General features: G+C 73.9%; 11 protein-coding genes. 6 read left to right on the top strand and 5 right to left on the bottom strand.

Translation table 11 applies throughout. From position 1 onward, the window contains the following. On the top strand, nucleotides 1–884 hold an 884-nt coding region (locus E1284_RS30390), incomplete at its 5' end, for a phosphatase PAP2 family protein (protein ID WP_207924037.1). On the opposite strand, the gene E1284_RS30385 is transcribed toward E1284_RS30390, so the two are convergent. Both E1284_RS30385 and E1284_RS30380 read right to left on the bottom strand, forming a co-directional pair. Further along, complete coding sequence (locus E1284_RS30385; RefSeq protein ID WP_131943594.1) at nucleotides 862–1911, bottom strand: glycoside hydrolase family 26 protein; 1050 nt, start codon at nucleotides 1909–1911, stop codon at nucleotides 862–864. The genes E1284_RS30390 and E1284_RS30385 overlap by 23 nt on opposite strands. Nucleotides 1912–2044: 133 nt before the next feature. Beyond that, nucleotides 2045–4054 carry a hypothetical protein gene (locus E1284_RS30380; protein ID WP_131943593.1) on the bottom strand — a complete coding sequence of 670 codons (2010 nt, stop codon included), beginning with the start codon at nucleotides 4052–4054 and terminating at the stop codon, nucleotides 2045–2047. Between the two features lie 418 nt (nucleotides 4055–4472). On the opposite strand from E1284_RS30380, the gene E1284_RS30375 reads away from it, so the two are divergent. From E1284_RS30375 to E1284_RS30355, 5 genes are read left to right on the top strand one after another with little or no spacing between them, the layout of a single operon-like run. Next, nucleotides 4473–6296, top strand: a complete 1824-nt coding sequence (locus E1284_RS30375; protein ID WP_131943592.1) for a Wzz/FepE/Etk N-terminal domain-containing protein — start codon at nucleotides 4473–4475, stop codon at nucleotides 6294–6296. 4 nt (nucleotides 6297–6300) lie between these two features. After that, nucleotides 6301–7884: an O-antigen ligase family protein gene (locus tag E1284_RS30370; RefSeq protein ID WP_207924036.1), complete on the top strand. Its 1584-nt coding sequence runs from the start codon at nucleotides 6301–6303 to the stop codon at nucleotides 7882–7884. After that, entirely contained in the window at nucleotides 7847–9061 is a 1215-nt protein-coding gene (locus E1284_RS30365; RefSeq protein ID WP_131943591.1) for a hypothetical protein, read from the top strand. Before E1284_RS30370 ends, E1284_RS30365 begins: the two co-directional genes overlap by 38 nt. Further along, nucleotides 9054–9929 (top strand): sulfotransferase domain-containing protein, encoded by an 876-nt coding sequence (locus tag E1284_RS30360; RefSeq protein ID WP_131943590.1) that lies wholly within the window; start codon nucleotides 9054–9056, stop codon nucleotides 9927–9929. The genes E1284_RS30365 and E1284_RS30360 overlap by 8 nt, the downstream gene beginning before the upstream one ends. After that, nucleotides 9926–11524 (top strand): oligosaccharide flippase family protein, encoded by a 1599-nt coding sequence (locus tag E1284_RS30355; RefSeq protein ID WP_131943589.1) that lies wholly within the window; start codon nucleotides 9926–9928, stop codon nucleotides 11522–11524. The genes E1284_RS30360 and E1284_RS30355 overlap by 4 nt, the downstream gene beginning before the upstream one ends. Before the next feature lie 41 nt (nucleotides 11525–11565). Here E1284_RS30355 and E1284_RS30350 read toward each other — a convergent pair whose 3' ends face one another. The 3 genes from E1284_RS30350 to E1284_RS30340 form a co-directional block, all read right to left on the bottom strand. Further along, a complete protein-coding gene (locus E1284_RS30350; protein ID WP_131943588.1) occupies nucleotides 11566–12339 on the bottom strand; it encodes a WecB/TagA/CpsF family glycosyltransferase in 774 nt (257 codons plus the stop codon). Further along, nucleotides 12336–13274 (bottom strand): glycosyltransferase family 2 protein, encoded by a 939-nt coding sequence (locus E1284_RS30345; protein WP_131943587.1) that lies wholly within the window; start codon nucleotides 13272–13274, stop codon nucleotides 12336–12338. The genes E1284_RS30350 and E1284_RS30345 overlap by 4 nt, the downstream gene beginning before the upstream one ends. After that, the coding region (locus E1284_RS30340; RefSeq protein WP_341770433.1) for a sulfotransferase family protein at nucleotides 13271–14334 on the bottom strand (1064 nt) is incomplete at its 5' end. The genes E1284_RS30340 and E1284_RS30345, both read right to left, overlap by 4 nt.

Genomic DNA, 14334 nt, shown 5'->3' with positions numbered 1-14334 from the left:
AGCCACGGCCCCGCGACCGGCGACGACCGACCCCCGACCGCCTGATGCCCGCACTCGTCGCCTTCTGCGCGGTGGGCCTGGTCCTGTCGTTCCTCATCGGATACGTCTGGGCCAGGCGCCCCGCGGGTGCCCGGACCTCGGCGGCGGCGCGGCTGCGCGCCGCCCGCGCCCAGCTCGACCGCACGCTCGGCCCGGCGGGCTCCTTCATCGTCTTCCTCGGCGCTGGCACGTTCCTGGTGACCGCGGTGTGCCTGCCCCTCGGCGAGCTGTGCCAGCGCCTCCTCAGGGCCCACGACGTCCCGATGTTCGACCTCGCGCAGCGCCATGTGCGTCCCGGCGCGTGGACCGACGCGATGAACGTCCTCACCCGGTCGGGGAACGTGTGGCCGACCCGGTACGTCGCGGTCGCGGCGGTGGTCGTCCTCACGCTCGTCGCCCTGAAGACGCACCGCCCTCCCTGGGTGCCGGCGCTGCTGATCGGCTCGGTGACCGCGGTGGAGCGCTTCCAGCAGACCACCCTCGCCGCGCTGGTCGACCGGGGCCACCCGCCGACCACCCTCGGGACCTACCCGTCCGGCGGCTGCGCCCGGCTGATCTCGATCTACGGCGCGATCACGCTGGTCACGCTGTCCTACCTGAAGGCGGCCCCGCGGGTGCGCGCCGCCGTGTGGGGCGGGCTCGCCGCGTTCGCGTTCCTGGAGGGGTACACGCGCTGGTACCTCAGCAAGCACTGGATCACCGACGTGTACGCCGGCTGGATCTACGGCTACCTGCTGCTGGCCGTGGCCGTTTTCGCGGGCTGGTCGCTGCTCGCCGAGCGCACGGACGGGGAGCCGCCCGGGGACGGCGAGCCGGAGCCGGTCAGGGCGGCGTCAGCCGGTTGAAGTCGGGCATCCCGGCGACCTGCCGGAAGGCCCGCGCCGAGGCGCCCGTGGCGTTCCATCGCGTGTCGCCCACGGGCGTCTTCGGCGACTCGAAGTAGAAGAGGGCCTTCAGCCGGGGGTACTTCGGCAGCTGGCGCGGGACCGAGGCGAAGAAGCGCCGGCTGAAGTCGGGGTCGTCCTTGCGGTTCACGGTGCCCCACTCGGCGAGCATGAGCGGCTTCTTCGGGAACCGCGCCGACGCCCAGGCGTAGAACCCCGGCCATTGCGGATAGTCCGGACGCGTCTTGTTCACCAGCGTCGAGAAGTCGTTCACCCACTTGTCCGCGTACAGGTCGGCGGCGACCCAGTCGATCACGTCGTCGCCCGGGTAGAGGTCGTTGAACCAGGGCTGCGACCCCCAGTTCGGGACCCCCATGTAGGCCATCACGGTCACCACGTTGTCGGCGCCGCCCGACCGCAGCCGCTTGATCACGTGCCGGACCATGGCGTGGTAGTCGCGGGCGGTGTAGCCCGACCCGGGCACCGGCCGGACCTCCTCCTCCGGCTCGTGGTGGACGGCGAGGAAGAACCGGTGCGGATACGCGGCGCGGATGCGGCGGGCGATGTCGTCGATGTGCTCGTCGACCACCGGGTCCCCGGCGGCGACCTGCGCCCACGTCCGGCCCATCTCGGGCTTCCAGTTCAGGAACAGCAGCCGGTTCCGGCCGCCCTCGCGCGCCATCGCGATCTCGCGGTCGGTCGGGAAGACCTCCCCGTCCCGGTGGTAGAGGTGCACGACGTCCGTCGGATGGCGGGTCTTGTCCTCGAAGTCGGCGAGGGCCCGCTCCGTCGACTTGTTCGTGAAGACGCCCGGCGCGACGCCCCACCACCGGCCGCACTCGGGCACCAGCCGGTCGGAGACGGCGCAGCGGGGGCCGTCCGGAGAGTCGTCCCCTCCGAAGTGGACGCCGATCCCGACGCCCGCGGCCAGGAAGACCGCGCTCGATCCCGCGGCGAGCGCCCAGCGCGCCTTCCCCGTGATGGCCATCAGAACAGGACTCCCGTCATACGTGAAGGCCAGGCGCCCACCTTGTTCAGGCGGGCGCCTGGCCCGATGTCACTGCCCGCTGAGCCGCACGAGGGGTTCCCCCGTCTCGGCGCGGCCCGCGGTGAGCGGCGCGTCAGCCGACGAACAGGCCGCGGCCCCGCCAGTCGTCCGAGCTGACCACCGTGGGGCTTCCGCTCGGCGCGCCGTCGGCGAACTTCACCGCCATCAGCTTGCCGTCACCGGCGACGTAGTACAACTTGCCGCCCGAGACGAACATCCCGCCCACGTTCGACCAGCCGGAGGAGGCCGCGGTGTGCTCGATGGCGCCGAGGATCCCGCTCTCCGGCGTGAAGTAGCGGTAGTAGAGCGCCGAGCTGCCGGACCGGGTGTAGTACATCCGGCCGTTGTCGTAGAACATCCCGAGCGTCCGGCCGCCCTGCAGCGAGCTGTAGAACTCCGGTGCCCGGCCCTTCCACTTCGGCTCGTCGGCGTCCCACGCCGGGTTCTCGTAGGGGTTGACGAGCTGCTCGGCGCCGACGGTCGTCCCGTTGAACGCGCGCTTGTACAGCTTGCCGTCGGCCTTGGCGTACCAGAGGACGCCGTTGATCAGCATCGTGCCCCGCACGTCGGACCAGTCCATGGCGCCCGCGACCGACTCGGTGGTCGCGGTGCCGGCCGTCGTGCCGTCGAACGTCCGCGAGACCAGCTTGTTCGGCTGGACGAGCGACCCCGGCGCGGCGATGTAGACCTTGCCCGGGAGCTGCGCGGTCGTGTCCTCGGGCAGCGTCTTGCCGCCCTCGAACGGGAAGTAGCCGACCTTGCCGCGGAACTTGTGCGAGGACGGCGGCAGGAAGTAGTTCGTGTCGCTGCCGACCCACAGGCCCTCGGAGGTCACCAGCAGCGACCAGGCGCCGTCGCCGCGCGGGTCGCGGCCCGGGTTCCAGGAGAACGGGACGCCGTTGCGCGGGTCGAGGGCGGCCAGGCCGGGCCGGGTCACCGCGCCCGGTCCGGCGGTGTCGCGGCCGCTCGGGTTGTTGGACCAGCGGGGGTGCCCGCCGGCGAACACGGCCGCGCCGGAGACGGCGACCGAGTCGATGGTGTCGCCGCCCGTCCAGTTCACCCACGCGGGCTGGACGTTCGAGCCGCTGGAGGCGGTGTCCCAGCGGGTGACGCTGTCGCAGAGCTGGGCGGTGCCGTAGGGGCCGCCGGTCGCGCCGACGACGACGAACTTGCCGTCCGGCGACATCGCCATGTCGCGCAGGTAGCTGTCGAAGACCGTGTTGCAGGAGGTGGCGAACCCGGAGGTCTTCCACGTCGTGTCGAGCGCGTCGGAGGAGTCGCCGAGGTCCAGCCGGGCGAACTGCCGCCGCTCCTCACCGCCGGCCGTGCGGAAATTGCCGATCGCGTACATCTTGGTGCCGTCCGGGGTGGCGGCGATCCGGCGGACGCGCGAGGTGCCGCCGTTGTGCACGCCCGCGAACGGGACCATGCCGAACTTGGTCGACAGCCCGCCCGTCGTCGGGCTGAGCGCCGCCAGGCGGTTGCGCTTCACGCCCGCGACCGTGGTGAACTCCCCGGCGATGTACAGGCGCCCGTGCGCCTGCTCGATGTCGTAGACGGCGCCGCCCTTGACGCCCGGCGTCTTCCAGGTGCCGTTGGCGACCTCCTTGCCGGTGCCCGCTTCCAGCCGGGCGAGCTTCGGCCGCGCCTTGCCGTTGACCGTGTTGAACTTGCCTCCGACGAGCACCGACTTGCCGTCCGCCCCGGGCGCGAGCGCGAGGACGTCGCCGTCGAGCTGCGGTTTGAAGGCGGTGTCGAGGTGCTTGTTCGACGCGTTGATCGCGATCAGGTTCGTCACCGGGTACGTCGTGCTGCCCTGCTTGACGGACTTGAACTTCCCGCCGACGAAGATCTTGTCGCCGACCTTGGTCATCGCGTAGACGATGCCGGCCCAGCCGCCCTGGTTCGGCTCGATGTTCGGCGTCCCGCCGTACGGGGTCTCGGCGGGCATCTTCCCGGCGGTCTGGGCGGCGCTGGCGACGACCGGGACCTCGCGGTCCCCGGCGAACTGCGGGGCGGCCACCAGGCCGACCCCGGTCACCGCCGTCACCGCGACCGCCGTGCTACGGCGCAGACGCGACACTTGTGCCTCCTCGGCGGGGAATCCTCGGAAAAGAAGAAGTACTGACCAATGCGCCCATCGTGTCGCAGGTACCGACGCATGAGGCGAGAGTTACCCGACTGATACCTATGGGGGGAGCGTGCGCAAGAATAGCGGTGGGGCCCATTGCCCCGCCAGGCCCGTGGCCCACATCCGCCACCCGGCCGCGGGCCGCCGGCCGCGGACGGACGATCCGTTCCGCGGGCGCGGGCCCGGCGTCCCGCGCACCGGTTCCTCCCGGGCGATGCCTGTCGCGCGCGGATTGTCTGAACCGAGCCCTCGCTCCCTATATAGTGACCGCGACGCCACGCCCCCCACCTCAACCGGCGACTCCGGCGGCCAGCCCCGGCGGACCGGTCCGTTCGCGCGGCGGCGGGGGCGGTGACCGGGAAGGACCGAAGTGTCGTCTAGTCCAGCACCCTCCAAAGAGTTCGTCGACTACACCGGATTGATACGGCGGCGCTGGGGGATCGTCGTGTGCTGCGCCGCGGTCGTGCTCGCCGCCGTGGCCGCGTACACGTTCACGCTGGCCAAGACCTACACCGCCGAGGCGCAGGTCCTCGTGGCGCCCACCGGGTTCGACGACGCCGCCCCGGCGGCCTCCAAGACCAAGACCGACGTCAACCTCGACACCGAGGCCCAGGTCGCCAAGTCGCTCGAGGTCGCCAAGGAGGCCAAGCGCCTGCTCAAGTACGGCGACTCCGAGAACCACCTGCTGTCGCACGTCACCGTCTCGGTCCCCCCGAACTCCGGGGTGCTGACGATCGCCTTCACCGACGACAAGCCCGAGTCCGCCGCCAACGGCGCGAACCTGTTCGCGCAGGCGTACCTCAACCAGCGCACGGCGTCCGCGCAGGCGAACCTGGCGCGCCAGATGGACGCCATCAACAAGAAGGTCGAGGACCTCAACAAGAGGAACAAGATCCTCCTCGACCAGATCCCGCGCACCACCGGCGCCACCCGCACCTACGCCCGCAGCCAGCAGCAGATCATCGGCCGCCAGATCACCGAGCTGACCGGCCGGCTGGGCTCGCTCAGCACCACCACCATCAACCCCGGCCGGATCATCAGCAACGCCTCCACGCCGACGCAGCCGAGCGGCCCGAACGTGGCGCTCTACCTGCTCGGCGGGCTCATGGCCGGGCTGCTGGTCGGCCTCGGCGCCGCCGCCGTCCGCGACCGCATGGACACCCGCCTGCGCAGCGCGGCGGACGTGGAGCGGATGCTCGACATGCCCGTCCTGCTGGAACTGCATCCGGCGGGCAAGGGCGAGCGGCTCGGGCTGCTGCCCGCCCGCAGCCGCAACGGGCAGGAAGTCCATGAACTGAGCCACCAGCTCAACGCCGTGCTCGGGCACGGCAACCACGTGATCCTGGTGACCAGCGCCACCAGCGGGCCCGGCGCCGGCCTGTCGGCCGCGAACCTGGCCGCCGCGCTCGCCCGCACCCAGTCCCGCGTGGTGCTCGTCTGCGCCGACCTGCACTCCCAGGAGTCGGCGCGGCTGACGGAGGTCCCGGGCAACGTCGGGCTCGCCGAGGTCCTGCTCGGCTCGCGCCCGCTGCGCGACGCGATGGTCCGCTCGCCCGTGCAGAAGCGGCTGTGGGTCGTTCCGCCCGGCGTCGACACCGACCTCGCCTACGAGATGCTCCAGACGCGGCAGATGGTCCACATCATCGACAAGCTCCGCTCCAACACCGACTACGTCGTGATCGACGCACCGTCGACCAGCAGCAGCGCCGACGCACAGGCCATCGCCGAGGCCGCCGACACCGCGCTGGTCGTCGTCGAGATCCCGGACGTCAGGCGCAAGGACGTCGAGGAGTCGGTGCGCGCGCTCGACCGGATGAGCGTCGCGGTGCTCGGCACCCTCGTCGTCCCCGCCCAGCCGCGCGCCGCCGCGGGTCAGCCGCGCTCCGGCCCCGCCCGCCCGCAGCCGCGCCGCGCCCCGCGGCCGGTGGCGTCGGCCGACACGACCGAGACCGCCGGCCTGGACCTGCGGGCCTTCATGGACGGGCCCGCGGACCGCACCGTCGTCGACGGCCCCGGCGACCGCTCCGGCGACCGCCCCGTCGCCGGGTCGCGGCAGAGCGGGCGCGCTCTCCCGAGCCCGGGCGAGGACGCCGAGCACGGCTCGTCCGCCAACGGCAGCGAACCGGACGCGCCGGCGGCGATACCGCGCTACGGCCGGCACGCCGAACCGGACGACCCGTCCGAGCGCTCCTGAACCGTTGCCCCCCACGTCCCCATCGAGCGCCGCGCCGGAGTCCGCGCCGGGCGGTCCGGTCCCCCCGTCGCGGACCGACGAGCCGCTGCCGACGCGGCTGCGCGAACTGCCGCCCACGACGTGGCCGCTGATCGCGCTGCTCGTCGGCTTCCCCGTCTGGTGGATCCTCGGCCTCGGCGTGTTCAGCTTCGTCATCTGCGCGGTGCCGATGGCGCTGGTCCTGCTCAACCGCCGCCCGCTGCGGTTCCCGCCCGGCTTCGGGCTGTGGGTGCTGTTCCTGATCTGGTACCTGGTCAGCCTCTCCATGCTCGACCGGAACCCGCCGGGCGCGTACGGCGACCTCGACGCAGGACGGGTCATCTCGGTCCTGGTGCGGCTGGTCGTCTACCTCGCGTCGGCGGTCATCGCGCTGTACGTGGGGAACCTCACCGAGCGGGAGCTGCCGCGGCTCGCGCTCGTGCGGATGCTCGGGGCGCTGTTCATCACGACCACGCTCGGCGGGCTGCTCGGCGTCGTCTACCCCGACTTCAACGTCCCGCCGCTGTTCGGGATGCTGCTGCCCGGGCGGTTGCGCGGCGACGCGTTCGTGCAGAACATCATCAACCCCACCGCCGCCCAGATCACCTGGGTCGGCTCGGTCAAGGCGGTCCGCCCCGAGGGCCCCTTCGAATGGGCCAACACCTGGGGCAACAACTACTCGATCCTGCTGATCTGGTTCGTCCTCGGCTGGTTCGTGTACGCCTCGCGGCGGCGCCGGACGCTGGGCGTCGCGATCCTCGCGCTGTCCATGGTCCCGGTGGTCTACGGGCTGAACCGCGGGCTGTGGGTCGGGATCGGGCTCAGCGTCGTCTACGTGCTCGTCCGGCTGGCGCTGCGCGGACGGGCCATGGCGCTCGGCGTGGGCGCGGCCACGCTCGTGCTCGGCGGCGCCCTGTTCGCGATGTCGCCGCTGTACGACCAGGTCCAGACGCGGCTCGACAACCCGCAGAGCAACAGCATCCGCGCCTACACCCGCGCCAAGACGATCGAGGCGACGCTCACCTCCCCCATCATCGGCTACGGCAACACGCGGTACGCCGTCGGCAGCGACAAGACGGTCGTCACCGGCAAGACGCAGGCGTGCCCGGAGTGCAAGCACCCGCCGCTCGGCTCCGACGGCCAGTTGTGGCTGCTGCTGATCTCGCAGGGCTTCGTGGGGGCGGGCCTGTACGTCATGTTCTTCCTGAACGCGATCCGGCGGTACTGGCGGGACATCTCCCCGATCGCGACGGGCGGCGTCCTGACGATGCTGCTCGTGCTCTTCTACATGACGATCTACGACGGGCTCTACACCCCGATGCCGCTCTACCTGCTGTCCTTCGCGGTGATGTGGCGCAACGGCATGGACCTGAGCCCACCGCGCGTGGAGCCGATCGCGGTCCGCGCCAAACGGGCCCGCGACAAGACGCTCACCGCGGCCCGCACCCGGCGGCTGCTGGAGAGCAAGACGCGCCGGGCCGCGCTGGCCGCGCGGACGAACGGCATGCCCATCAGGATCGGGGAGGGAAGACGTGAGCGACACGACGGACCGGCTGGCGGCGCTGAGTGAGACGGCCCGGCTGCTGTGGCCCGAACCGGCCCGCGTCACGTTCGGCTCCGGCGACCGCCTCCTCGCCCCCGGCGCCCGCCGGCCGCGGATCCTGCTGCCCGCCGACCGCGCCGCCGCCGTCGCGGCGCTGCGCGCCTACGGCCGGGTCGAGTCGCGCGCCGCGCGGCTGGTGACGGCCGGGCTGATCGGGGCGCTGCGCGGCGGGGTCGGGCGCGCGGTGCTGCGGCAGTGCGTCCGCGTGGAGGTGCCCGACGGGGCGGAGACCGTGGAGACGTACCTGAGCGAGGCCCTCGGCCGCCCGGTGTGCGCCGCGCTGTACGCGCGGCCCGCCGGCCGCGCCAACGACAAGCCGGTCCTGCAGGCGCTCTCCCCCGGATCGGGCGGGCCGCCGGTCGCGTTCGTCAAGGTGGGGGTGAACGAGCTCACCGGGCGGCTCGTGCGGGCCGAGGCGGCGGCGCTGGCGCGGCTGCCGCGCGCGGCGGGCGCCGTGGTGCGCGCGCCGGAGGTGCTGCACGCCGGGACGTGGCGCGGGCTCGACATCCTCGCGCTGACCCCGCTGCCGACCTGGGAGCCCGAACGCCCGGTCACCCCGGAACTCCTGGCCGCCGCGCTGCGCGAGATCGCCGAAGCGGCCGGGACCCGGCGGCTGCGGCTCGCGGACTCGCCCTACTGGACCGCGCTGCGCGACCGCGCCGAAGCGCTGCCGGGCGAGGCGGCGGACCGGCTGCGGGCCGCGCTCGCGGCGATCGGCGAGCGCCACGGCGGCGCCGGGCTCGCCTTCGGCTCCTGGCACGGCGACTTCACGCCGTGGAACACCGGCGGCGCGGACGGCGGGCTGCTCGTGTGGGACTGGGAGCGGTTCGCCACCGGCGTCCCCGTCGGCTTCGACGCGCTGCACCACCGCCTCCAGCGGGCGGTCTCCGACCCGGCGGCCGACCCGGCGCGGGCGGCGGCCGACTGCGTGCGCGGCGCCGCCGACGCCCTGGCCCCGTTCGCCGGCGCGCACGCCGCCCCCGCGCACGCCGCGCTCGTCGCGCGGCTCTACCTCGCCGAACTCGCCGCGCGCTATCTCGCCGACCGGCAGGCCGAGGCGGGCGCCCGCCTCGGCGACGTCGGCGCGTGGCTCCTCCCCGCCCTCACCGAGGGCTTGCACGAAACGAAGGAAACCCATGGCTGACAAGCACCAGGCGGCGCGTCCCCCCGGCCACAAGCGGCTGGCGCAGGCCGCCGCCGTCACCGCCGGCAAGGCCACCCACCGCGCCCGCATGCTGCCCGGATTCCTCATCGTCGGCGGGCAGCGCTGCGGCACGACGTCGATGTACCGGACGCTCAGCCAGCACCCGGCGCTGCTCAAGGCCCTGTGGCACAAGGGCGTCCACTACTTCGACACCGGCTACGGCAACGGGCCCGCCTGGTACCGGGGGCACTTCCCGCTGCGCAGCACGGCCGCGCGCGTGGAGAGCCGGCACGGCGTGAAGCCGCTGGCGTTCGAGTCGTCGCCGTACTACGGGTTCCACCCGCTTGCGGGGGCGCGGATCGCCGCCGACCTGCCGGAGGTGAAGCTGCTGATGCTCGTGCGCGACCCGGTCGAGCGCGCGTACTCGGCGCACTCCCACGAGTTCGGGCGCGGCTTCGAGACCGAGCCGTTCGAGCGGGCGGTGGAGCTGGAGGAGCAGCGGCTGGAGGGCGAGGCCGAGCGCCTCGCCGCCGACCCGTCCGCGACGAGCCACGCCTACCAGCACAACGCCTACCTCGCGCGGGGCCGCTACATCGAGCAGATCGAGCGGCTGGAGAAGCTCGTCGGCCGCGACCGCCTGCTCGTCGTGGACAGCCACGAGTTCTTCACCGAGCCGGAGACCGTGTACAAGGGCGTCCTGGACTTCCTCGGCGTCCCGCCGCTCGGCTCCCCGGTGTTCGAGCGGCACAACGCGCGCAGCCGGTCGCCGCTGCCGGACGCGCTGCACGCGCGCCTCGAGGAGTACTTCCGCCCGTACGACGAGCGGCTGGCGGAGTGGCTCGGCCGCACCCCGTCCTGGCGCCGATGAGCGCGCCCGCGACCGGCGCGGCCGAACCCGCCGCGAGCGGCGGCGCGGAGGGCGGTGCCGGGGGCGGACCGGGCCCGGGATCGAAGGGCTCCGACGTCGGCTCGCTCGCCCGCGGCGGCGCCCTGAACATCGTGGGCGCGGCGGTCTCGGCGGTGGCCCAGCTCGTCGTCGTCGCCGTCATCACCAACGCGTTCTCGCAGGCCGAGGCGGGCGTCTTCTTCGCCGCGACGTCGGCGTTCCTGCTGTTCGGCGCGGTCGCCGAACTCGGCACCCAGACGAGCCTGGTGTACTTCATCGCCCGGTTCCGCTCGCGCGGCCGCACCGAGCGGATCGGCCCGCTGGTCCGGCTGGCGCTGCGGCCGATGGTGCTGTTCTCCGCGGTCCTCGGCGCCGCGCTGTTCGCGGCGGCGCCGTGGGTGGCCGAGGTGATGGTGAACGGCGACCCGGGGGACGGCGCGACCTACCTGCGGGTGCTGGCGGTGTTCCTGCCGGTGATGAACCTGTCGGCGGGGGCGCTGGCGGCGACCCAGGGGTTCCGGCGGATGCGGCCGTCGGTGCTGGTGGAGAACATCGGCCGGCCGCTGGTGCAGCTCGCCGCGATCGGCGCGGTGGCCGTCGCCGGAGCGTCCGGGCTCATCGCCATCGCGTGGGTCGGGCCGTACCTGCCCGCCTCCGTGCTGGCCGTGCTCGCGATGCTCGGGCTGGTCCGGCGCACCGCGCCGGCCGGCGGCGCCGCCCCGGACGTCCCGCCCGACCTCGGCCGCCGCTTCTGGCGCTACTCGCTGCCGCGCGGGCTCGCGGGCATCACCCAGATCCTGCTGCAGCGCATGGACATCCTGCTGGTCGCGGCGATGCTCGGCGCGCGGGACGCGGCGATCTACACCGCGGCGTCCCGGCTGCGGGTCGTCGGGCAGCTCGCCAACCGGGCCATCTCGCAGGCCGTCCAGCCGCAACTGTCGGAGGTGCTCGCGCACGATGACCGGCGCTCGGCCAACACGCTCTACCAGACCGCCACGAGCTGGCTGATGCTGGCGAACTGGCCGCTGTTCCTGCTCTCGGCGCTGTTCGCCGAGCAGTTGCTGCGGATGTTCGGGAGCGGCTACCACACCGGCGCCTCGGTGATCGTGGTGCTGGCGGCCGCGATGCTGGTCAGCGCGGGGACGGGCATGGTCGAGGTCGTCTTGATGATGGCGGGCAAGACCACCTGGAACCTCGTGAACATCGTGCTCGCGCTCGGTGTGAACGTCTGCGTCAGCGTCCTGCTCATCCCGCACATCGGGATCATCGGGGCGGCGCTCGGCGGCGCCGCCGCGCTGCTGACCCGCAACGTCATCCCGCTGCTGCAGCTGCGCCTGAAGCTGGGCCTGCACCCGTTCGGCCGGGGCTCGCTGGCGGCCGCGGCGCTGACCGGCGTCTGCTTCGGCGCGGTCCCGCTCGCCGTGCGGCTAACGGCGGGCGACGGGCTGCCCCAGCTGGCCGCCGCCGCCGCGGTCGGCGCCGTCGGGTACGCCGCGGGCTGCTACCTGCTGCGCCGCCCGCTGAACCTGGACGAGGCGGCGCGCTCCATCCTGCGCCGCGGACGCCCGCGCCGCTGACCGGCGGGGGCGCGCCGTCTCGGCGCGCCCCCGCCGAAAGTTCAGCGGCGGTACCGGTCCACCGCGCAGCCGGTGAGGAACCGCGCCGCGAACGGAAGATCGTGCAGGATGTACCGGCTGAACAGGCGGCGGGGCTCGCCCACCAGCCGGTGCAGCCACTCCAGGCCCGACCGCTGCATCCACTGCGGGGCCCGCTCCAGTTCGCCCGCCGCGAACGGGATCGCCGCTCCGCACCCGACGAACCACGCGCCGGGAAGCGCGGGCCGCAGCGCGGTGATGAGGCGGTCCTGGCGGGGGAAGCCGAGCCCGACGAACACCAGGTCCGGCTTGAGCGCCGTGAGTTCGGCGGCGATGTCGGCGACCTGGCGCTCGTCCCGGTCGAATCCCATCGGCGGTGCGGACGCCCCCGCGACGCGCAGCCCCGGGTACCGCTCGGCGAGGACCTCGCCGGCGCGTTCGGGGACGCCGGGCGCGCCCCCGCCGAGCAGGTAGACCGACCGGCCGTCGCGCGCCATCGCCTCGCTCAGCGTCCAGATGAGGGACGCCCCGGTGACGCGGGCGGGCAGCGGGCGGCGGGCGAGCCGCGCGCCCCACAGGATCGGCGTCCCGTCGGCGACGACCAGGTCGGCGCCGACGACCAGCGACCGCGCCTCCCCCTGGCGCCGGGCCTGCCGGACGATGTCGATGTTCGGCGTCACCAGGTGGCCGCCCGCGCCGCGGGCGAGGGCGGCGGCCACATGCTCGACCACCTGCTCCTCGGTGAGCGCGTCGAACGGCAGCCCGCGCAGCACGGCGCGCGGCGCGGTGCCCGTCATATGCCGTGCCCCCGCGAGTGCAGGGTCCGCAGCACCCGTTCGTCGGAGACCAGCCCGGACGCGACCGCGAGCGCGAACGGCACGCGCCGCTCCCGCCAGTTGGCGCGCACCGCGCGCCGCGACCAGCTCAGCGCCTCCCTGCGGTGGCCGAGTCCCGCGCTCCAGAACGCGATCTGGGCGTAGACGCGGGCCGCCCCGACCTTGTCCTCCGCCAGCTCGGGGTGGTGCCGCAGCATCCACCGCAGGCCCTCGATCTTGGTGGCGTACTCGCCGGCGAACAGCGACGTCCGCCCCCACAGCACCCGCACCAGCGGGCGGTCGACGTTCACGATCGGATGCCGTCGGGCGGCGCGCAGCGCGAAGTCCCAGTCCTCGTTCTGGCCCGCCGGGATGGTCTCGTCCACCAGCCCGATCCCGTCCGGCCCGGTCAGCGCCGCGCGGCGCACCAGGTACGTGGACGAGTGGACCATCACCATCCGGGACCGGACGAGGTCGGCGTGCGTCACCTCGGCGGCGCCCGCGAGGCGCGCGTTGCCGCCGCCGCGGAACTCCACGAGGATGCCGCAGCTCGCGAGCACCGCGTCCGGGCGGGCGGCCAGCGCGGCCGTCTGCGCCGACAGCTTCTCCGGCAGCCACTGGTCGTCGTCGTCGCAGAACGCGACGAGCTCGGTGTCCAGCGCGAGGATGCCGGTGTTGCGCGCGCCCGCCAGGCCGGGCGTCCGGTCGTTGGCGACGACGCTGACGCGGCCGTTCGCGCCGGGCACACCGGCCAGCGACGGGTCGGGCTCGGCGCGGTCGAACACGACCACGACCCGCAGCTCGCCCGGGTAGTCCTGGGCCAGCACGGCGTCCAGCGCCGCGCGCATCAGTTCCGGACGGTTGTGCGTGGGGATCACCACGCCGACGGACGGATGCCCGTCCCGCTCCCGCGTCATGCGTCGCCTCCGAGGTAGCTGTAGTGGCGCAGCAGCGGCAGGGTCATGGCGGTGACCCTTCGCTGGTCGGCGGCCGGCAGCGCGGTCCGCCACCGGTCGTCGGACCGGACGTCGATGCGCCCGGTCCGGAAGCGCATCGGGTTGCCCGACGCCGTGTGGTTGGCGGTCAGTTCGGCGCGGCAGTCGCCGACGAAGGCCAGCGCCTCGTCGTCGGCGGGCAGCCCCGCGAACCGGGCGATCTCGCGGAGCCGGGCGCGCGGATCGGCGACGAAGTCCTCGTAGCGCATCCGCTTCACCCGCACGTCGCGGCGCGCGAGGAGCTGGTACGCGCCGTTCTCGGCGTTCCAGTGGACGGCGGTGCGGGGCGGCGTCCACCGCGTCATGTACTCGTCGCCGCCCGCGTCGGCCTCCGGGCGGCGCACCTCGCGCGTCCACGAGTAGGCCACGCCGCGGCTGTCCCGCACGACGTGCAGCACCCGCAGGTCGAGGTGGCCGGCGCGCGCCGCCCAGCGCAGGCAGAACGCGAGCGACGCCTGCTTGCTGGAGTCGATCAGCACCGTCGCGCCGGCCTCCGCGGCGACGGCCCGGTACAGCCGCAGGTAGTGGTCGACGTACTCGGCGACGAGCGGCGCCCGGTCGGCCGGAAGCCGGCCGCGGGAGAGCATCGGAATGTGGCGGGTGCGGTCCACCGCGGCGTGCAGGTCCGCGAACCGGTCCAGGTCGACCGCGTCCCAGCCACCGAACGCGGCCTCCCCGACGCGCCGCCAGACCGGGCACTCGCCGAACGCGACGCCGCAGCCGCAGCGCTCCCCCGCGTGGACCCCGCGCTCCCACAGGTGGACGACCTCGCCGAGCGCCATCGCGCCGGGCAGCTCGCCGAGCAGGCGCTCGACCAGCGTGGTGCCGCTGCGGCCGAGACCGCCGAGGAACAGGACGCGGGGCGGGGCCGTGCCGTCCGCGGGCCCGTCCGCGGGTCCGGCGGACGCGTCCGCGCTGCGGTGGGGGACAGACGTCATCGGCTGGACCTCGCGGGCGTTCGGGGTGGTGGTCGGGGCAAGGG

This window comes from Actinomadura bangladeshensis (genome assembly GCF_004348335.1).
Classification (GTDB): Bacteria; Actinomycetota; Actinomycetes; order Streptosporangiales; family Streptosporangiaceae; genus Spirillospora; species Spirillospora bangladeshensis.
This window is presented reverse-complemented; position numbering and strand designations above follow the sequence as displayed.